The sequence below is a fragment of the Paenibacillus sp. FSL M7-1414 genome, from assembly GCF_038003195.1.
Lineage (GTDB): Bacteria > Bacillota > Bacilli > Paenibacillales > Paenibacillaceae > Paenibacillus > Paenibacillus amylolyticus.
The window spans coordinates 2,743,883-2,765,268 of the sequence record NZ_JBBOOS010000001.1 but is presented as its reverse complement, the minus strand read 5'-3'; the positions used below and the strand labels follow the sequence as shown (position 1 = coordinate 2,765,268).

Genomic DNA, 21,386 nt, shown 5'->3' with positions numbered 1-21,386 from the left:
ACTATTATTGATACATATAATATCCGCATGTACATTTTTCCGATTCCATTGACAATGATAATTGTTATCAGTTCAGTTGTCAATTCGATTATATTCTGCGCTATACAGTTGAACTAAAATTTATTTACACTGACACTACGATGATAGAACAACCTTCCAATCGCTGTTATCCCCAGATTTTTTCAATTCCTCTTTCTCTAAGGGAAAATCCGGTGATAAATGCGAGCGCTTCGCTTTTTCAGGTTTTTTCTATCTTCTCCGTTTGGTGTAAATGATTAGTTCAACTATATAGATCATTTAAAATCTTCTTGACGGCATTCACCTATAGGCGGATGCCGCCATATGCTGAATGCAGAATACGACGACAGGAAGGATGTTCTGTACATGTATTACGAATATAACCCTTATCTAAGTTATGGAGAAGACCGTTCCTTTCAATTGCCTCCACTGTTCCCAGGAGGTGGCGGTGGCGGCACACCGGGTGGTCCGACGTTTCCTGGTATCCCTGGCGGTCAAGGCGCCTATCCTCCCTACATTCCAAGCGGAGGACCCGGTCCATATATCCCTGGAGGCATTCCAGGTACAATTCCGGGTACAGCACCGGGCGTACCTGCGCAACTGACTCAAGGCAACCTGCCCACCCTACTTAGTGCCTATCCTCGTCCGGTAGGTCAGCCTCCGGCAGAAATGCTTTTTCTGTATAACCTGATCAAAAGCAGCCCGGGTCTGCTTCCGCTTTTCCTCCAGCAACAGCCGCAAAGTCTCACTCAAGCTGTGCAATTTGCACAGACTGGTGCAGCGGCACCACGAGATAACGAAGAACGTGCGCTACCCAACTTTTGCTATAACCGGTGGTCCCTTGTCTTCACATACAATGATGTCTACCTGATGTGGCCTGCAATTAATCTGTTTGGTTTTGTGGTGGGGTACTTCTATCCATTCCTCACGCCAGGTATACTGTCCAATACACAGATTTTGTTTGCGCTCTGCTAAACCTCTCCTTACCTACAGCAAGAGCCCCACTTGGAAGCATAATTCCTTCCAAGTGAGGCTCTTTTTCGTCCTTTTATCCAGATGTACCTTTACATTACTAAGACTCCATAAACGCAAGGTGTACAGAATCAGTACCTTTAACTCAACACTTGATCGTTCTGGCGCTTCCCGCCTCTACTGACCATTAGGAAGTAAATCACCAAGGCACCGAGATCAGCACACGCAATAACGATTCCCATTGGCACGGCTGTTCCTTCTCCCCCGAGACCTACGAGGGGAGCGACAATACCTCCGAACAGGAACGTCATCACACCAATTAGCGCAGACGCACTGCCTGCCGATTTCTCCTGATTGGCCATCGCCAAAGCGAAGGACGCGGTATTGACCAACCCAACACTGGATACCACCAAAAATAGCGGAATCAGTACAGAGATTAGATTACCTCCAGCCAGAATGGCGATGAGCAATGAAGTTCCTCCGAGCGCCGCGGTTAGCAGCCCCGCGATTAACAGGCGATTCTCTGATACCTTTCCTGCAAGTCTACCGGCAATCTGACTGGCCAGAATAATGCCTAACCCGTTAATGGCGAAGCATACACTGAACATTTGCGGGGATACCCCGTATATTTTCTGAAGCACAAACGGTGAACCTGATATGTACGCAAACATGCCAGCAGCTACAAATCCTTGGGTTAACGCATAACCCATAAACTGACGATCCCCCGCGATTTGGCGAAACGTAAGTAATGTCTGCTTCAATCCTCCGCTTGATCTGCGATTGGAAGGTAATGTCTCTCCAAGACCGAAAATGACAGCCAACAGCGTCAGTATACCGATAAGGCTGAGCAAAATAAATACGCCGCGCCACGATGTATACGTCAACAATTGTCCACCAATGATTGGTGCAGCAATCGGGGCTACGCCGTTTATCAGCATTAACAGAGAGAAGAACCGTGTCAGTTCCGGGCCCGAATATACGTCTCTGACGATTGCGCGCGAGATGACAATCCCTGCCGCTCCAGCTACACCTTGAATGAACCGTAGCACAACAAAAGAGCCCATCGTCGGGCTGACCAGGCAAAGTATGGAGGCAATCGTATAGAGCACAAGCCCTGCAATGAGCGGTGTTCGCCGACCACGTACATCACTTAGAGGTCCGGCAAGCAACTGTCCAACCGCAAGTCCAATCATACACGCCGTCAGACTGAGTTGAGCATACGAAGTAGATGAACCAAACTCATCAGCCAGCGTGGGCAATGCGGGTAAATACATATCCAGGGACAACGGCCCGAAGGCCGACAGTGTCCCCAGAATTAAAGCCATCCGTACACGAGATGTGGAGTTTGTGTTCAATGAAGCTGTTGTACTTTTCATCAAATACTACTCCCCGCTACCCAGTAGCTTGAGCAGGTTGGACGGCAGTGTGAACTGTTGATTGTTAATAATAATACGGCGCAATTCTTCTTCATCCCGCTCGTTATCGGCGTCCTTAATCTCCTGAATTTCCCGGTGAAGTCGCTCCATCTGTTGATCCAGCGCATTTGCCGAATCTGCCGCACTCTTTAACTCTCTCGTCAAATGCTCGGGAACATCCTTATTGTATTTATAAAAAATCTTATGCTCCAGACTCGCCCAGAAATCCATCGCGATTGTACGGATCTGGATCTCCACACATGCTCGTTCCTCACCATTGGACATGTACACAGGCACTTCCACCAGAAGGTGAAGGCTTTGGTAGCCGTTTGGCTTTGGATTCTCGATGTAGTCTTTGACCTCCAGTACACGCAGATCACTCTGGTTGCACAGCATATCCTTAATGCGATAGATATCCGAGATAAAAGAACATGTAATCCGTACCCCGGCGATATCCTTGATATTTTGCTTGATGCTCTCAAACGTTAACTCATGATTTTTGCGGAACATCTTATTCATAATGCTCTCAGGTGATTTCAGTCTGGACTTTGTATGCTCAATTGGACTGTAATCATGCAGAGACTGGAATTCTTCCTTCAGGACTTCAATCTTGGTCTCCATTTGATCCAGAGCAAATTTATAGATCATCATAAATCTGGTAATTTCATATTTGAATTTCTTGAATTGATCGATTGGATGTGGAGCGTTCATCATGGCTTTCTCCCTTTCTTTCTACACACTAAAATTAGTTTTATGAATATGAGGACAAGCGGTCAATCCACATGTCTCCTGAACCATTATAAATCATATGGAGCCAATAAACGAATTTCTCACATTTGGGCTGGCGATTCAGCCTGGAAGGTATGGGAACTTATTTTACGCGCATCCTTATAGAAGCATCCCTTTCATTTGGCCCGCAATTATTAATAAAAGAGGTGGATTTTACTGCTCTATCAAGTGACGTATTCATCCGATACACTTCGGGTTAAAGCTTATTTATACCTGCCACAAGGTTGTTCATTACCTGATATCACGACATATGAAACTTCTCATTCCGGCTCTGTCTCCTCTGCCTTTCCGGAATTCGCTTCCATACATACATCTCTACATTTGCAACCACTCGCCAGCCATTACCCTGCTGCAACAATACATGATACGGATAACTTAACGGAACAATGGCCTGTGCTGATCTATTGTCGCGGCGGACTTGGCAGCTATGGCGGGGTAAATACCGTTTGGCTTGAGCAAATTGTACATAAAGGTTATATCGTGTTCGCCCCATCCTATCGTGGCAACGAAGGCGGTGAAGGTCGTGACGAGTATGGCGGGAAAGATGCCGAAGATGTGCATGCCGCTTACCGGTTGATACAGCGTTTACCCTTTGTTGACCCGACTCGGATATCGTTAATGGGGTTCTCCCGTGGAGCCATTAATGCTGTACATACCGCAACTGCCTATAATGAGGGACCGGACAAAGTACATAAGTTAGTTCTTTGGAGCGGTGTCTCCGATGTGGAACGCACTTACCATGAGCGAACCGACCTGAGGCGTACATTGAAACGGGTGCTAGGTGGTTCCCCACGCACGGTTCCAGAAGCTTATCTCGCCCGTTCTCCCTTGTCGAAAGCGAACAAACTATCTTGTCCCGTGCTGATCATGCATGGTACATCAGATACACAAGTGAATTATAGTCACGGAACCCGAATGTATCACTGGCTTAAGCGGCGAGGTGCAGACGTCTCATTTCACGCTTATGGCGGGCAGGATCATCATTTTCACGAGAAAATACATCAGTCAGCGGTTAACAATATGTTTGATTGGCTCGCTGCACCTTAAGTCTTGCGCGATGAATTTCATTTTGAAGATGCATGGGTTATGGCTGTATACTGGAGGGGCTACGTTTTTTGAAAGGACGGATAGGATGAATCAAAGCACCCTCCAAAAATACGCCATGTTGCTACTCTGCATGTCTGCCGGAATGGTGGACCTGATCGGATATCTGGGACTGGGGCATGTGCTCACAGCCAATATGACGGGAAATATTGTACTGCTCGGTATTGCCATTGCCCGTGCTCAGGAATTTGTCGTGCTGCGGTCATTGCTTGCTCTCATCGGTTTTATTGCCGGCAATGCCATTGCAGCACATATGGTTGGACCTGTGCAGACCAAAAATGGCTGGTCTTCTAAGGTCACAGCTGTATTTACTGTTGAAAGCATATTGCTCCTGCTGTTCGCGATCGCCATGATTAGTCCATTTTCAGAACAACTGTCCTATCTGTTAATTGTCATCCTAGCCGTTGCAATGGGGATGCAAACAACTGCGGCACGCCGCATTGGCATTGCTGGCATCTCAACAACCGTGCTCACCAATAATTTGGCCGCTGTGGTCGAGGATACCGTGAGCATCCTCAAAAAGCTGCGACATGCCAATATCCGATCGTTAACCAAAGCCTTGTCCACAGATTCCTACCTTCGTGCAGGTGCTGTTGTCATCTATTTGATCGGCGTCATTGCAGCCGCATTGTTATTCCACCGTGTGCCCATGATTGCAGTCTGGATTCCTGTCCTGATCATTGGCGGCGTAACCCTATACGCCCGATTACATGCATGGGGAACTTCACAACAAAGCGAAAGTTAATAAAAGTTAATAGTAGAAGAAGTAACCTGTCCATGTTCAAGTGGCTGTTCAAAAGTCCGCTTTAGGATACTGAAAACTGGTCTTTTTGAACACGTACTTTAAATTGTTTTAAGTACAATCACGCTATTTATTTCATCAAAGCAGCTTCTTGGCGGATAAGCTTGACCAGATGCTGTGCAGCAGGTGATAATACCTCCCCGGCTCGTGTACATACGGCAACCGTATTTCTCAGCTGTACACCTCGAACAAATACACGTGCCAGCCTGCCTTGCTGCACATCTTCGTTCACAACCAAAGAAGATATAAAGTTGGCCCCATAACCTGCCTTCACCGCACTAATCGTTTCGTTCAGCCCGTTGAACTGAAGCGCAATGCGGGGAGCGGCCAGGTTATTTGTTGTGCAAAGGGAAACGAGTCGCTCACGTGTAGCACTGCCTTCTTCGCGCATGATGAACGGTTCTGCCATCATCTCATGCAGCTCGATTTCTTTTCCCGCATACGGATGGTCAGGGTGCACAACAAACCACATCTCATCGTCAAACAATTCATCCCATTGGACACCTGCATGTGTAATGCCACTTCCACCATACACTGCAATCTCTGCCTCATAACGAAGTAATTGGTCAAAAGCCATCCGGGTGTTGGTTGTGCTCACAACAATCTCCACATCCTCGTGCATTTGCTTAAACCGCGCAATCCAGCCAGGCAACAGAAAATTCGAAGGCAAGTAGGTTGCCGTAAGACGGATCAGTCCTTTCTTGCCCTCCCGAAAATCCTGCACAAAATTCTCGACATCCTGCTCCAGCATGAACAGACGTTCCGCATAACCTGTTAACTGTATCCCCGCATCCGTAAGCACCAGTCTTCTTCCCTCCGAAACAAAAAGCTGGATTCCCAATTCACGTTCAAACTTCTTCACCTGAGAAGATACCGCAGGTTGACTAATATTTAGTTCCTCTGCGGCACGAGTGACCCCGCCATATCTCACGATGGCATGAAATAATCGTAATCCATGCAGATTCATGTTTACACCTCTTCCACGTCAAATACATAACCTGAAGTTATATTATCATACATAATATATATTTTATTTATATATCTGCTCCATTTATAGTTGAAATATGAAATCCAATACAAGGAACAAGGAAAGGAACATGTGAACATGAAAAATATAAATACGACGAACCTACAGCATACCTGGACTCAAGTCGACGACTACATGAATGATCTGCTGATTCCGTCAGATTCCCTGCTGGAACATACACTGCAAAGCAATACCGAAGCTGGACTCCCTGCTCATGACGTAACACCAAATCAAGGAAAGTTACTTCAGCTCCTGCTGCAAATCCAAGGCGCATCCCGTGTACTTGAAATAGGCACATTGGGTGGATACAGTACCATCTGGATGGCAAGAGCGCTGCCTGAACACGGACGCATCGTCTCACTGGAATCGGAATCACATCATGCAGACTTGGCCCGAGCCAATCTCACACGAGCAGGACTGATGCACAAGGTTGACCTGAGAGTTGGTCCTGCCCTAACCACCCTTCCCGATGTTCAGGAAGAATACAGGGAACCGTTTGATATGATCTTCATCGATGCTGACAAACCGAGTAATCCCGATTATCTGAGATGGGCCCTGCGACTGACTCGGACGGGGAGTCTTATTATTGGTGATAATATCGTCAGGGACGGTGAAGTGATCCGTACAGACAGCACAGACCCCAGAGTTCAGGGCGTTCGATCATTCCTGCAGTTGATCGCGGATCACCCTCGACTTGAAGCTACAGCACTGCAAACGGTCGGTAGCAAAGGTTACGATGGATTCGTCATTGCTCGTGTGATTGATGCCCCTGAACCAAAATAAACAGTGGTCAATTCTTCCGCAAATTCCCCTTTCCTGTTAAACTGGAATCACTGCACAGGCAGACTGGGGGGAACCACTTGAGAGTTTTACAACATATTAATGATGAAATTCGCGGCTGGTCCCGCAATATTCAACTGTTTTTCCTGGCTAGCATTCTGTATCAGATCGGAAATGGCATGTTCTCTGTCTTGTACAATCTGTACATTCAGGGTCTGGGCTATAATGATACAATGAACGGCCAGATTGTAAGTATTCAATCACTCGCAACAGCCATTATGTTTGTTCCTATCGGTCTATGCGGTGATCTGTTCAGCCGCAAGCGATTACTCATTACCGGGGCGTTATTCAGCGGAATCTTTCTGATCGGACGCTCCTTCGATTATTCGGCTACAGGACTGATCTGGTTCGCGGTATTCTCTGGCCTTTTCGCTGGAGTATTCCAAGTACTGGCCATTCCTTATCTGGCGGAAAACGTCAAGAAAAGCCAGCGGCTGAAGATGTTCAGTTATTATTCATCTCTTGTGCTCGCTTCCCAGGTGCTTGGTAGCCTGGGTGGCGGCGTATTCGCAGATTTGTTACATACGGCAGGACTCGCCAAAGTGACCGGATTGCAGACGGTTTTATTTGTCGGTGGTGCAGCAACACTAGCTGCATTTATTCCACTGTTATTTGTAACCGAAGGAAAGGCTGCTCCGCAGACAACAATCCCAGCGCAACCCGTTCTTCAACCCAATGCGGATCTAAAAGAAAGTTCAACGATTACCCCAAGCACGGACGATTCGATCACGAAGAAAAAAGATTCCCGACTGATTGGTCAGTTTATAGTGACTCAGTTGTTAATTGGATTAGGTTCCGGACTGGTTGTACCGTATCTGAATCTGTATTTCACCAATCGATTCTCGGTTTCTCTGAGCGGCATGAGCTTACTGATTGCACTTGGTCAGATTATGACGATTGTATCCATGCTGATTGGTCCTACCTTGGCGGCAAAGGTCGGAAGCGTAAGAGCCGTTGTCATTTTCCAGGTCATGTCGCTACCCTTCCTTCTATTAACAGGCTTCACCAATCTGTTGTTCATCGCTTCGCTCAGTTTCTTATTCAGACAAGCATTGATGAACGCAGCCAATCCCATTCATTCAGCGATACTGGTGGATCGGATCTCGGACAAACGCCGCGGCATTGCCAATTCACTGATGCAGACCTCGTTCATGATTGGATGGGCGACCATGGGACCCGTTCAATCCTATCTGGTCACCACGTACGGAACGTATTGGGGTTACGCGATCACTTTCAGCATCACAGGCTGTCTATATGTTATTTCATCACTGATGTACTTTGTAATGTTCAGAGAACCCAAACCTTCCGCTACGGCTCTCGCAGGATCTTAATGAGTTGAACAGTAGCAGTCTGGTTGTTCCGCAGATAACGCAACGTATCTCATCATCAGGAGTGATCACACATGAACATGAATCCTTCATTAAACCTGAATGCATACCTGAATCTCATACCACCTCATTCAACCGGTAGGCTAAACGGATGGAACTGATGCGCAAGCTTGGTTCCCACGTTGTCTTTCGGTTTTTTCTTAGTCTGGGTGTCTCTGTTCTTGGCGGATTGCTGTTCACAGCCATTCATACACCAATCCCGTGGTTGCTCGGGCCAATGGTATTTATGCTGCTTGGCTCCCAAGTCGCCAAATGGCCCCTCATGTGGCCTGCCTCCATTCGGGACTATGGCATTCTGATTGTAGGTTATTCGATTGGACTCACCTTAACAAAAGAGGCACTGCACGGCATTTTGCAACAACTTCCTATGATGCTTCTGATGACCCTGCTGTTAATCGGATTGTGTGTAATTACGGCCTACATCGCTTCAAAGATAACCGACTTTGACTTCCCCTCCCTGCTGGTTGGCAGCATTCCAGGAGGACTGTCCCAGATGGTGTCCCTTGCAGAAGAAATGAAATCTATCAATCTGACGCTAGTTACCTTTTTGCAGGTGACTCGGCTGATCATGATTGTCTTCTGTGTTCCATTCCTGCTGTTCAGTCCGTGGATTGGAGGTACCGCAGGTGGAGGTTTGGATCATCCGTTCATTGACGTAGCAACGTGGGGTTCCCTTTTCCCGGAGATTCTTGTCTATGCTCCGCTATGTGTAGCGGGTGCATGGGTTGCACGCAAACTCCGATTTCCGACGGCCTTTATGCTGGGTCCCATGATCGTCATGTGTGTCGTTCAATTAAGTACAACGATGCACACGCCCAGTCTGCCAGTCTCCCTCTTAAACGTATCGCAATTGATGATTGGCAGCCACGTTGGACTGATGCTCAAGCCGGAACAGTTGCAACGTAAGGCACAGACGGTGACCCTAGCCGTGATTAGCAGTGTACTTCTCATTGCTGGTGCGCTTGGATTAAGTTATCTGTTAATGAATGTGTTCTCCCTCTCCGCGGCAACCTCACTACTCAGTATGGCCCCTGGCGGCATGGATCAGATGAGTATCATGGCACATGAAGTGAATGCCGATCTTTCGGTTGTATCCGGGTATCAATTGTTCCGCATCCTGTTTATCTTTTTCATCGTCTCTTCCGTACTGAAGATGATTCTTGTACATATGTTGAAAGAAAAGAAAGTTAAGCCCTCACTTCAATGATCATATTCCTAGCTGATCCCATGACAAAGAGAGTATCCATTTGATGCCACATCCTGCGGATACTCTCTTTTATTTGTACAGACTACTTATGAATAAATTCGGTTGTACATCCAGCCTACAATGCCCACCGTAACCACTGTTGCCCCAATAATAAATGCATAATAGCCAATCTTACTTTTGGACTCCGAAGTCTGATGGTCATAATAATCCGAGTTACGTCGGTAAAACCCCATCCATAACTCTCCGATCATATTCACAACAACCAATACAAAACGTTTAACAAGCCCCATTGTATTCGCATCTCCTCTCTCTGATCAACCTTCTTCCCTATTAAGTATAATTATCCCAATTCATTAAAACAACCTACTCATATTACCTTTGGTGCAGTTTCTTGCTCCAACCAGGTTAGAATATCAAATGCTTCCTGATCGGTGCTACCACACATCTCTTCCTCAGCTTGCAATCCACTGCATACCGCAGGACGATCTTTTTGGCCAAAAATTCCGCAGCGATTATCATCGGTAAGCTGCACACAACGTACACCTGCCGGCTTGCCATGAGCCATGCCCGGTATCGGTGATGATATGGAAATCGCGATACAACATGCGGCACAGCCTGTCCTGCATTCCATACGTATTCCCTCCTAATTTTAATACTTATATTACTTACAATACGTGTTCAAAAAGATCGGTTTTCAGTACCAAGAAGATGGGATGAAGCTAGAAATGGAGTAGCGGAGCGTAGGCAAAACTACGTGAGCAACGGACATTTCGGATGAATTCCATATTCGATGCTGATGATGCCATTAGGCATCCTTCGTAATCAAAAGCGGACTTTTTGAACTACCTTTTATATTATGAGCGATTTATCCAGGTCCAGGTTCGAGCCAGCCCCTGAGCAATTCTCCGATTCATACTTCGATTGGAGAAATACCCCCCATGACTTAGCGGATTCCAACTCATAGCCACGCCGCCAGAGTTCACTTCAATATCTTCTTTAACCGCTTTCTCATAAGCAGGATCAATGGGGCGTAACGGATAACCCAGAATATCATCCCGATCGTAGAAGTTCACCCATTCCCCTTCCAGCCCGGCATAATACTGATTCACATGGGAAGAGGGCACCTGAATTGGGCAACTAAAGTCATGGTAACGCAAACTCCATAAGGGCAGGGTTGTACCAAACGAGTAAAAATGGGTCAGCGTGTCGCCCCGCTCCAGAGCCGAGTTCACATCCACAACCTCAGGAACACGACTGGACGGATATTGCAGATCGTAGAAGAAGTTACTGGCGATTACGGCACCCAAACTATGGGCAACCACACAGAGTGGAGCTTCCGGTCCATTACGCTGTGCAAGAGTATGCATCGCCTGATTCAACGTTCGATGTACGGCATCATAGTTATGGCCTTGATTTTCCACCGGTTGATAAGCAACCGCATCAGCCAGGTAATGGATGACAAATCGGCGCAACGCCTGAAAGTTCAATCCCGGAGAGCTGACGAGCTGTTGAAAGAGCGCCTCTTCCCGCTCCTCAAATACATCCGCCCAATATACAGGTTCGATATCCAGCATCTGTTTGGAGGCTCCAGGCAAGACCATTACCTTGTCCAATTCCTTATGCAAACAAGCAATCAGCTTGTCCGCGTACCCATCCTTCCGCATACCCAGCCCATGAATGACCATCACCGCAATACGTGTCATGGCTCTCCTCCTCATCGATTGACTAGGAACTCTTTCTCCACCATATGAACGCCACAACTCGAACATGCCTGAAGCTTGTCAGAAGAACCTTTCCACCCACAATTATTTTAAAAATGTGATTCTTCCATTTTATATACAGTTTACCATGATCGTCATGAAAATAACGATCATACAGCAAAAAGGAGCTGCACATCACGCAGCCCCTTCTTGTTGTTGTATTCAATTAACCTTTCAGATGAACCTTCAACACACCATTTTGACTAGATGTAACATCACCTGTCGTGACTTCCACCCGTTCAACCATATCTTGACCATCTGGAATGATAATCGGTGTAATCAGTGGGTATCCCGCATCTTCAATCACCTTACGATCAAACTCCAACAGCTTTTGTCCAGCTTTTACATGTTCGCCAGCTTCGACATGCATGTTGAAGCCTTCACCCTTGAGGGATACTGTATTAATCCCGACATGGATCAGAACTTGTAATCCACTCGCGTGTTCAAGAATCACCGCATGTTTACTTTTGATTACATGAGCTACCTGAGCATCGAACGGAGCAACAACAACGTTGCCGGAAGGTTCAATCGCTACACCTTCACCCATCTGTTTCTCGGCAAAAGCCGGATCTGGTACTTGCTCCAGTGACACGGCCTGGCCTGTTAAAGGCGCCATGATTTCCAGTGTATTCACGGCTTCGTCTCCTACTTGAGCTGCACTACGTGTGCGCTGGTTTGGATCTGTTTTTGCAGTTGAAGAGGTAACACCCGAAGCAGACTGCGATGTAGCCGCTTTAGGCTCAGCAACGGTTTCATTGCTTGCACTACGATCTTCTTTTCTCAGTTTGGCTCTGCCAAAAAGGACGGTCAGTACAAACGGTACAACCAAGACAATCGCCATGCCGATGAAGAAGACACCCCATTTGTTAGGGAAAATCGATAGGAATCCCGGTACGCCACCTACACCGATGGAGGTTGCCTGAACATTATTCATCGTCAGCAGCACACCACCAATTGCGGAACCGACCATACCAAAGATAAACGGATAACGGTAACGGATATTCACTCCGAAGATCGCCGGCTCAGTTACCCCGAGGAAGGCCGATACCGAGGACGTTGCCGCAAGTCCTCTCATTTTCTTCTCACGCAGGACAAGCATCATCGCAAGTGCCGCCGAACCCTGTGCGATATTGGACAATGCCAGCATCGGCCACAGGAACGTACCGCCCTGACTACCAATGAGCTGAACATCCACCGCGAGGAACGTGTGATGCATACCGGTGATAACGAGCAAAGCGTACAGACCACCGTAGATCAGACCACCCAGCGCCGCGTATGAATCGTATACATAGATCAAGCCGGATGTAATTGCATTTGCAATAGCAAATGTAACCGGTCCAATAATCGTAAATGCCAGGAATCCGGTAATCAGCAACGTAACTGGTGCAACGACCAGCAGTTTGATCGAATCATGTACCCTTTTATTCAGGAAAATTTCCATCTTCGCAAGCAGATAGGCCGATACCAGTACTGGCAGAACCTGCCCTTGATAACCGATCTTCTCAATCTCCCAACCGAACAGATTCCATGTTGGCACCGTGCCATTATTCACAGCATCAGCGTAACCATATGCACTCAGCAGATCGGGATGTACCAGAATGAGACCCAGCACGATCCCGAGCAGCGGACTGCCGCCGAACCTTTTTACAGCTGCCCAACCAATTAGAGCCGGCAGGAACGTGAAGGCTGTACTTGCGATTGTATTAATAATGGACGCAAGATCCTTCCAGGCTGGATAAACATCCACCAGTGATTTTCCATCAAAGAAAATGCCTGGGCCTGTCAGAATATTGTTAATCCCGAGCAAAAGACCTGCCGTAATGATTGCAGGCAAGATCGGAATGAAAATATCCGAGAGTGTTTTAATCGCTCGCTGGATTGGATTTTGCTTTTTACCAGCAACCGCCTTCACATCATCCTTGGAAGAACGATCTCCCCCGGTAATCTGAATCATCTCATCATAGACTTTATCTACCAGACCAGGCCCAATAACGACCTGGAATTGTCCTTGGGAAGAGAATTGTCCTTTAACCAGATCATTCTGATCCAGACTTTCAGTATCCACTTTACTCTCATCATACAAGGCAAACCGGAGTCGTGTAACACAGTGTGTAGCAGCTTCAATATTCTCTTTGCCACCGACTGCCCGGACGATCTCCTCAACCTGTTTTTTATCGATTGCCATAGTGTCACTTCCTATTTATAAAATGTGATTAGTCCTGTTGTGGCACAAGCCACATATAGGATGCATACGGACTGAGAGAGATTTCCTGCGTCAGCGCAGGGGCTGCCTCCGTATTTCCTATGAGTAACTCTGCTGATTTGCCTGCAATGTGATCATTCCAGACCGCTTCCGGAAGCGAGAACGTGACGTCTCGTTTACTGAAATTGGATACAACAATCAAGGTTTCACTTCCATTGGTCCGTGCGTACGCGAATACATCCGGATGTGCATCGTCCAATCGTTCATACAGACCGTCGATCAGCACGTTAACCTGTTTACGTAGGGCAATCAATTTGCGGTAGTGGTAGTAGATCGAATCTGGATCAGCCAGCTGCTGTTCCACGTGAATGGAAGGATACCGCTCATCCACCTTCAGCCAAGGTGTTCCAGTAGTAAATCCGGCGTTCTTACTTCCATTCCACTGCATCGGTGTGCGGGAGTTGTCCCGGGAACGCTCTTTTACAATGTTGAAAGCTTCTTCAGCGGATTTGCCTCGTTCTTCCTGAAGCAGGCGGTACATGTTCGTTGATTCGATATCACGGAACTCGCTAACGTCATTCCAGACCGGATTCGGCATGCCGATCTCTTCACCCTGGTAGACATAAGGTGTACCTTGCATGCCGTGTATCGTTGTTGCAAGCATCTTCGCACTTTCGGCACGATAATCACCATCATCGGCGAAACGGGATAGTGCCCGCGGCTGATCATGGTTATTAAGGAACAGCGCGTTCCAACCTCCACCGGCCTGCATGCCAGTTTGCCACTCACTAAAGAGCTGCTTCATCGCTTCGAAATCATACGGCATCAGTTCCCACTTCTGACCATTCGGATAATCCACTTTCAGGTGATGGAAGTTAAACGTCATCGAAAACTCCCGGGAAGCCGGGTTCGAATATTGGATACAATGTTCCAGTGTTGTGGAGGACATTTCCCCTACGGTCACCATGTTGTAAGGCCCGAATACTTCATCGTACATCTCGGTGATGTACTCATGCACACGCGGTCCATCCGTGTAGTATTTGCGTCCATCACCCGGTGACACGCTACCATCATCATCAGGGAACCGCTGGTCTTTGGAGATCAGGTTGATCACGTCCATACGGAAACCATCCACACCTTTTTCGGCCCAGAACTTGATCATATCCCGTACAGCTTTGCGTACTTCTTCATTCTCCCAATTGAGATCTGCCTGCGTTTTATCAAATAAAGTCAGGAAATATTGTCCCGTCTGTTCATCGAACTGCCAAGCAGGCCCACCGAACTTGGATTGCCAGTTGTTTGGCACACCGCCATCCGGAGCAGGATCTTTCCAAATATAATAATCCCGATACGGATTATCCTTGGAAGAACGGGATTGCTGGAACCACTCATGATCGGTCGAGGAGTGATTCACCACGATATCAATCATCAGTTTCATATCACGAGCCTTCAGACCTTTCAGCAGTTCGTCAAAATCCTCCATCGTTCCATAATCCGGATTAATCCGATAATAGTCCGCTACGTCATACCCATTATCATGCTGCGGAGATACATATACCGGCTGCAACCACACAATATCGATACCCAGATGCTGCAAATAATCAAGCTTCTCGGTTAATCCACGAATATCTCCAGTACCCGATCCGGTTGTATCATTAAAACTCTTCGGATATACCTGATACACCGTTGATGTCTTCCACCAAGATGACGGAGTTGTGTTATTAGAACTCATGTTAACGCCTCCAATAAATTGTAATGCTCTTATGTGATGTTCTCGGCTAACTTCATATCTATATTACATAAGTAAACATGTATATACAAGTTGAAACTATAATATGTATATTCTCCGCCTCTTCTACACATTCCCCATAAATCTTTCCTCTGTAACATTTATTTTGGAACCTGCGTTCGTGAACCCAATGATATCTGTATTGGGACAACAAGAAACCGTCTGTTCTTCCCACCATTGGTGCGGGCAACAGACGGTCTAATTGGGTTGAACTTGGTTGAATTTTTCAAAAACGCTTCTTACGACATCTCCGGTGAAACAACGGCTTTCCCTTGTTTTTCCTGCATATTCAACTTCAATAGAGATAGTGCAGCTTGCTCTTCCCTTTCCATTTCAGCAGCACTGATCTCACCAGAGAGTACGGCACGCATTCGCTTTTGATCCAGCAGACCTTCCCATTTTGCCACCACAAATGCTGCAACACAGTTGCCCATCAGGTTGGTGAAGACACGCATCGTATCCATGAATCGATCTGCACCAAGCAGCAGAGCAACCGCTGCTACCGGAAAAGCATTGACAGCCACTGCCGTTGCGGACAGGGCCAAGAATGCGGAGCCAGGTACTCCTGCCATGCCTTTGGAACTTAACATCAACACCAGCAAAATCGTAATTTGCTGCATCAATGTCAGTTCAATCCCTACGGCCTGAGCAACAAAAACCGTGGCCAACGATAAATAGATTGAAGCACCATCCAGATTAAACGAATACCCCGTCGGCACCACAAGACCCACAACCGCACGATCACAACCCGCCTTGGTTAGTTTGTCCATCATGCGTGGCATCACCACTTCTGATGACCCGGTTCCAATCGCCAGCATCACTTCAGAACGGGTATACTTCACAAATTGCAGGAAATTCAGCCCGGTAATCCACCAGGCAGCCAATGCTAGCATGACCAAAAACAGCAGCGCTGCGCCGTAACAGGCCAGAATCAGCAGACCAAAGGACGACAATGTGGAAGCCCCATAAGCACCTACCGTGTAGGCCATGGCTCCAAATGCACCAATCGGCGCGAGTTTCATGATATAACCGATGATACGAAACACAATGCCGAGCAAGTTCTCAATCAGCGTCAGTACATTCTCTTTTGCCTTACTCTCTGTTGCTGCCAGGGCAACCCCGAACAGGCATGCCACGAGCAATACTTGCAGAAGTGCATTTTGTGCAAAGGCATCCACAACACTTGTCGGAATAATATTCATGATAAAGTCTACCGTATGCGGTAACTCGGAACCATTGGTTTTTGCTTCAATGCCGCTTGCATCTATGGTTGAAGGGTCCACGTTCATTCCGGCACCGGGGCGAAGCAGATTGGCTGTTCCCAATCCAAGTACCAGCGCCACTGTAGTTGCAATCTCGAACCACACGATGGCTTTCAGTCCGATGCGACCTACCGACTTCAGATCACCGATCTTGGCAATACCTGTCACAATCACCATGAAAATCAGTGGTGCGATGATCATCTTGATCAATTTGATGAAACCTGTTCCGAGCGGTTGCAGCAAGCTACCCAGATCCGGCCACAGAATGCCTACGCCAATCCCGATGATTACCGCTACAATAATTTGAAAAAATAATGATTTCATAAATGACATGAACACTCCCCCTGTTTGCGGTCAATTCGGATTTCCGTTTGGTTTCCGTGTAACTTTTTATATCATTCTAAAAGGGAGTTCAACAATGGAATTTCAATGTTTTTGTCATTTGTACCAACTCTATTGGTGAAAATTGAACCTGGAACCGAAAAAAGACGAATATCGCGTCAGTTTTCTTGACGTGATATTCGTCTTTATCCATAAATCCATTTATTATTGAACAGCGGTTAAATGTGCATCACAGGGTAATCGATTCTCCGGGGGCGAGCACACGGCCTTCCAACCCTTTTGCAGCCAATTGTTGCACGAAGTGTTCCGCATCCTGACGAATTACCGGGAATGTATCATAATGAACCGGAATCGTCAGTTTGGCATTAAACCATTCGGCCGCTTGGAGCGCATCCTCAGGTCCCATGGTGAAATGTCCACCAATAGGCAAGAAGGCTACATCAATATCATGACGATCACCGATCATTTTCATATCTCCGAAGAGACTTGTGTCTCCGGCATGCAAAATTGTTTTACCACCAATATTAATGATATATCCAGCAGGCAAACCTGCATACATGATCCGTTGTTCTTCTTCGAGCACAATCCCGGAAGTATGGAACGCCTGAATCATTTTGGCTTGAGCAAAATCAAGATCTACCGTTCCGCCCATGTTCATGCCGAGTGTATCCAGACCCTTCCAAGACATATATGTAGCCAATTCCACAATAGCCACAACTTTGGCGTTATTTGCTTTGGCAATAGGTTCAGCATCGAGGATGTGATCCATATGTGCATGTGTCAGCAACACAACATCTGTCTTAATATCTTCAGGCTTCGTGACGGCAAGCTCGTTGCCACGCAGGAAGGGATCAATGATCAGAGACTTTTCTTCTGTGCCCAGCTGTACACTGGAGTGACCGTGGAACGTAATATTCAACAACTTGGATTCCTCCCGACATATGTTTTGATTATTTTGAAACCACTATTTATTATAAATCATACCTCTTCACCAACGCAAAATCACGCTAGCCTCCGTGTCACCGCTGCTTACGATATACCCTTGCTTCATACGGCTGAAGCTGAATCGCACCTTCATCGGTAGAATAACGTCTGCTTACATTGCTGATGATCAGCTTGGCATGCTTGGAATTCCAGCCTTCTGGCCAGTGCATCTCAGGCTCATGCCCACGGAAATTCAGAATGACCAGCATCTGCTCATCATCCAGCGTTCGTGTATAGGCATAGATATCCGGATCATCCGGCAACAGCAATTCATACGCGCCATAGATAAGCACTTTATGTTGTTTGCGAAGCGCAATTAACTTACGGTAATAATGCAAAATGGATTGCGGATCACTTTCGGCATCAGCCACATTAATCTCAGGATAATTATCATTCACCTGAATCCACGGCTGACCCTGGGTAAAACCTGCGTGTTCCGTCTCATCCCATTGCATCGGCGTGCGGGCATTATCGCGACTCTTCAGCCAGATCGCCTGCATGACTTCATGCTTCGACTTACCTTGACCAATGTAATGATTGAAATAATTTTTGGTCTCGATGTCCCGGTATTGTTCGATATTCGGAAAAGCGACATTGGTCATGCCGATCTCTTCTCCTTGATAGATGTAGGGGGTCCCTTCGAGTGTAAGCATCCATGTCGCCAGCATCTGAGCAGAACGCACCCGATATTTACCGTCATCACCAAAACGGGAAACCGGACGTGGCTGATCATGGTTCCCCATATAATTGGCGTTCCAGCCTCTACCATGCAAAACCGTTTGCCACAGGCTCATGATTTCTTTGAGATCTGTCAATTTCCATTCCTTATAGTTCCATTTACCAATTCCGGAGGATTTAGCATCAATGAACATATGCTCAAACTGGAATACCATATTAAGCTCGTCACGATCCGTCCCCACATAAGCCAAGGCCTGCTCAGGCCCAAGTCCCGAAGTCTCACCAACTGTCATGGGTCCGTAGGGTTTCAGGATCATGTTATTCAGTTTCTTCAGGATGGAGTGTACCTGTTCCAGGTTGGAAAAGAGCTGATACGCTGGAACCACCGGCAGATTATCCGGATTGTGTGCACTTGGCAGCCCCTCTGCCTTGGCGATATGTGCTACTGCATCGAAACGGAATCCGTCGACCCCTTTTTCCAGCCACCAATGCACCATCTCATACATCTCTTCTGCCATCTGTGCATTGTTCCAGTTGAGATCCGGTTGCTGTTCGGAATACAGATGCAGATAATATTCATTTGTCTCGGGATCATGCTTCCACACCGAACCTCCAAAATAGGACTCCCAATTATTCGGCACCTGCCCATTTTTGCCTGAACGCCAAATATAATAATCCCGCTTCGGATTCATCTTTGATGAACGCGATTCAGCAAACCAAGCATGTTCATCTGACGTATGATTCAGTACCAGGTCCATCATAATCTTGAGACCACGCTTGTGTGCCTCTGCCAATAATCGATCAAAATCCTCCATCGTGCCATACTTGCGTAAAATACCGTAGTAATCCCGGATATCATATCCGTTATCATGTCCTGGTGAATCGTAAATGGGACAAAGCCAGATCACATCTACGCCCAAATTCTCCAAATAATCGAGCTTCTCATAGATCCCCTGCAAGTCGCCATATCCATCCCCGTCCGAATCTTTAAAGCTGCTCGGGTAAATCTGGTATACCACACTCTCTTTCCACCAAACGATATCGCCCACCTCGCTCTCATCATTGTCTACTATATAAATTGAACTAAAGAATATTTACACTGGACTCCGATGACAGAACAACCTTCCGATCACTGTTATCCCCAGATTTTATGAATTCCCCTTATAAGGGGAAAATCCGCGGATAGCTTATGCTTCCGATGCAGCTTTCTTTCAGAAAGCTTTTAGGCGAACGCTTTCGCTTCCTCAGGTTATTTCTGTCATCTCCGTTTCGCGTAAATGTTTAGTTCATTTTATATATATAATTTCTGCTCACTGTATTAAGCCGTTAATATGTTTTATCCGAAATGATTCCCTTGTAAACATTTGAAAGGTATCTTATGCAAAAAGACCCGGTCATGGACCGCGATCTGCGGTTCAATTCCGAGTCTTTTTTTGTGAATATAAGACTAACTTAAATCCAGCGTAACCTATCCAGGCACCGATCGTGTTCAGAATAATGTCATCCACATCAAACGAACCTACACGTGTAATCAATTGTGTGACCTCAACACCCAGCAGAAGCAAAACAACTGTAGATGTAAAGGTCAGGAACGTACGACTCCTCCGAAACAACCATGGAATCCAGATACCCAGCGGAATGAACAATACGATATTGCCAAACAGGTTTTTCACCCAGGTATCTGTATTGTACCTCTCCCTCTCCATAAGAAGTGGACGAATCGTCTCGAAGGGTACGAGATTATATTGATAATACATGCCTGGTGTTCGACCACTGACAAACAGTAAAATGCCCATAATCAGTATGTAGAGCGCTGCCATGCAAGCAACAATGGTCAGCATCCACTTGGAGTGGAGCCACGACTTTTCGCTCATTCATCTGTCCTCCGACCTTGAATTCCGCGAAGCGGTAAGGTCTATTTTAACGGGATATATATCTTCATGTCCAGTTGTTCAGGGGTCGATTTCCAGACATCCGTCACTTCAAAGTCTGGTCCTTCCCTCCGTTCATAGTTCGACTGCGGCAACCAGCTGCCATAGATCATTTTCCGAATATCCTGCCCGGAGCCTTCCACGGTGAACTCTGCATACAAGCCGCCCGGAATTTCAATCGAAGTAAAACCGGGTTCAAGTACCTGCGATGCTCCACTGCTTTCTTCACCCACAATAAAAGAAAATGCTCCATCCTCTTCAAAATGACAGGCCACACCATAAGCCATATCAGGGCGTGTCCTCTCCTGGATCGCCATGAATTTCTGTTCCATGCCAAAATCGTGATAAAATCCGGGTATTTCAGCATAATGCTGATTGTCATTCAGGTTGGTCTTATATTCATAGCCGACAATCCAGTTCGGTTCCCGTGTGACCAGACGGGGTGTGTTCATGTGAAAAGTTCCACCAAGCGAAGTTCGATAATCGTTAAAATCAATGCTCTGTTGCATCTTCAGAAGAGGCAACTGATCCACTTCCAGCTTACGTAGCTTCGCCGGTGTCATTCCAAAGTAGGCTGAAAATGCACGGGTAAATGCCTCTTGAGATTGATAGCCAAAGCTCATCGCAATGTCCAGTATGCCTTCCGATGTGCCTCGCAGCATCCCTACAGCTTCCGTTAATCTGCGTCTGCGCACGTACTCCAGTACCGTGAATCCCGTGATCGCCTGAAATAAACGCTGAAAATGAAACGCCGAAAAGCTCGCAGCAGCGGACGTCTCTCTGATATTAAAATCATCTTGCAAATGCTGTTCCAAATACTCAATAGCAAGCTGAATTCGTGTGTAATGATCCATAGTGACGGCTCCCCTATCTAA

The 21,386-nt window shown here is 46.8% G+C and carries 19 protein-coding genes; 6 read left to right on the top strand and 13 right to left on the bottom strand.

The window, feature by feature from the left end; translation table 11 throughout:
- The first annotated feature begins 342 nt into the window (after positions 1–342).
- Positions 343–993 carry a hypothetical protein gene (locus MHH92_RS12640; protein ID WP_180361767.1) on the top strand — a complete coding sequence of 217 codons (651 nt, stop codon included), beginning with the start codon at positions 343–345 and terminating at the stop codon, positions 991–993.
- Positions 994–1,130: 137 nt separating this feature from the next.
- Here the strand turns inward: MHH92_RS12640 and MHH92_RS12635 are convergent, their stop codons facing one another.
- Positions 1,131–2,366, bottom strand: coding sequence for a multidrug effflux MFS transporter (locus MHH92_RS12635; protein WP_101313939.1), 1,236 nt, complete (start codon positions 2,364–2,366; stop codon positions 1,131–1,133).
- A gap of 6 nt (positions 2,367–2,372) precedes the next feature.
- A complete protein-coding gene (locus MHH92_RS12630; protein ID WP_036608962.1) occupies positions 2,373–3,116 on the bottom strand; it encodes a GTP pyrophosphokinase in 744 nt (247 codons plus the stop codon).
- A gap of 471 nt (positions 3,117–3,587) precedes the next feature.
- On the opposite strand from MHH92_RS12630, the gene MHH92_RS12625 reads away from it, so the two are divergent.
- Positions 3,588–4,241: an alpha/beta hydrolase family protein gene (locus tag MHH92_RS12625; protein ID WP_340904017.1), complete on the top strand. Its 654-nt coding sequence runs from the start codon at positions 3,588–3,590 to the stop codon at positions 4,239–4,241.
- 85 nt (positions 4,242–4,326) lie between these two features.
- On the top strand, positions 4,327–5,043 hold the full coding sequence (locus tag MHH92_RS12620; RefSeq protein ID WP_076318115.1) for a YoaK family protein: 717 nt from the start codon (positions 4,327–4,329) through the stop codon (positions 5,041–5,043).
- A 127-nt stretch (positions 5,044–5,170) separates the two neighbouring features.
- On the opposite strand, the gene MHH92_RS12615 is transcribed toward MHH92_RS12620, so the two are convergent.
- On the bottom strand, positions 5,171–6,067 hold the full coding sequence (locus MHH92_RS12615; RefSeq protein WP_036608744.1) for a LysR family transcriptional regulator: 897 nt from the start codon (positions 6,065–6,067) through the stop codon (positions 5,171–5,173).
- Between the two features lie 138 nt (positions 6,068–6,205).
- Here MHH92_RS12615 and MHH92_RS12610 point away from each other — a divergent pair, with 138 nt between their 5' ends.
- The 3 genes from MHH92_RS12610 to MHH92_RS12600 all read left to right on the top strand — a co-directional run bounded on the left by MHH92_RS12610 (position 6,206) and on the right by MHH92_RS12600 (position 9,562).
- Positions 6,206–6,910, top strand: coding sequence for an O-methyltransferase (locus tag MHH92_RS12610; RefSeq protein WP_315371614.1), 705 nt, complete (start codon positions 6,206–6,208; stop codon positions 6,908–6,910).
- 77 nt (positions 6,911–6,987) lie between these two features.
- Positions 6,988–8,298 carry an MFS transporter gene (locus MHH92_RS12605; RefSeq protein ID WP_339286547.1) on the top strand — a complete coding sequence of 437 codons (1,311 nt, stop codon included), beginning with the start codon at positions 6,988–6,990 and terminating at the stop codon, positions 8,296–8,298.
- 148 nt (positions 8,299–8,446) lie between these two features.
- Positions 8,447–9,562: an AbrB family transcriptional regulator gene (locus MHH92_RS12600; protein WP_340904012.1), complete on the top strand. Its 1,116-nt coding sequence runs from the start codon at positions 8,447–8,449 to the stop codon at positions 9,560–9,562.
- Between the two features lie 86 nt (positions 9,563–9,648).
- On the opposite strand, the gene MHH92_RS12595 is transcribed toward MHH92_RS12600, so the two are convergent.
- The 10 genes from MHH92_RS12595 to MHH92_RS12550 all read right to left on the bottom strand — a co-directional run bounded on the left by MHH92_RS12595 (position 9,649) and on the right by MHH92_RS12550 (position 21,365).
- Positions 9,649–9,852, bottom strand: a complete 204-nt coding sequence (locus MHH92_RS12595) for a hypothetical protein (RefSeq protein ID WP_017688872.1) — start codon at positions 9,850–9,852, stop codon at positions 9,649–9,651.
- A gap of 77 nt (positions 9,853–9,929) precedes the next feature.
- Complete coding sequence (locus tag MHH92_RS12590) at positions 9,930–10,193, bottom strand: YkgJ family cysteine cluster protein (protein ID WP_017688873.1); 264 nt, start codon at positions 10,191–10,193, stop codon at positions 9,930–9,932.
- A 223-nt stretch (positions 10,194–10,416) separates the two neighbouring features.
- Positions 10,417–11,265 (bottom strand): chemotaxis protein, encoded by an 849-nt coding sequence (locus MHH92_RS12585; RefSeq protein WP_221824917.1) that lies wholly within the window; start codon positions 11,263–11,265, stop codon positions 10,417–10,419.
- Positions 11,266–11,488: 223 nt separating this feature from the next.
- Entirely contained in the window at positions 11,489–13,507 is a 2,019-nt protein-coding gene (treP, locus tag MHH92_RS12580) for a PTS system trehalose-specific EIIBC component (protein WP_253507880.1), read from the bottom strand.
- 28 nt (positions 13,508–13,535) lie between these two features.
- Positions 13,536–15,257: an alpha,alpha-phosphotrehalase gene (gene treC, locus MHH92_RS12575; protein ID WP_036608755.1), complete on the bottom strand. Its 1,722-nt coding sequence runs from the start codon at positions 15,255–15,257 to the stop codon at positions 13,536–13,538.
- Between the two features lie 296 nt (positions 15,258–15,553).
- Positions 15,554–16,909 carry a C4-dicarboxylate transporter DctA gene (gene dctA / locus MHH92_RS12570; RefSeq protein WP_340904005.1) on the bottom strand — a complete coding sequence of 452 codons (1,356 nt, stop codon included), beginning with the start codon at positions 16,907–16,909 and terminating at the stop codon, positions 15,554–15,556.
- Between the two features lie 238 nt (positions 16,910–17,147).
- Positions 17,148–17,840 (bottom strand): metal-dependent hydrolase, encoded by a 693-nt coding sequence (locus MHH92_RS12565; RefSeq protein WP_017688878.1) that lies wholly within the window; start codon positions 17,838–17,840, stop codon positions 17,148–17,150.
- Between the two features lie 97 nt (positions 17,841–17,937).
- The gene (locus MHH92_RS12560) at positions 17,938–19,629 is read right to left on the bottom strand and encodes a glycoside hydrolase family 13 protein (RefSeq protein ID WP_340904002.1); all 1,692 of its coding nucleotides are present in this window, start codon (positions 19,627–19,629) and stop codon (positions 17,938–17,940) included.
- Between the two features lie 366 nt (positions 19,630–19,995).
- Complete coding sequence (locus MHH92_RS12555) at positions 19,996–20,454, bottom strand: VanZ family protein (RefSeq protein ID WP_339199225.1); 459 nt, start codon at positions 20,452–20,454, stop codon at positions 19,996–19,998.
- 41 nt (positions 20,455–20,495) lie between these two features.
- Positions 20,496–21,365 carry an effector binding domain-containing protein gene (locus tag MHH92_RS12550; RefSeq protein WP_036608761.1) on the bottom strand — a complete coding sequence of 290 codons (870 nt, stop codon included), beginning with the start codon at positions 21,363–21,365 and terminating at the stop codon, positions 20,496–20,498.
- Positions 21,366–21,386 lie beyond the last annotated feature (21 nt).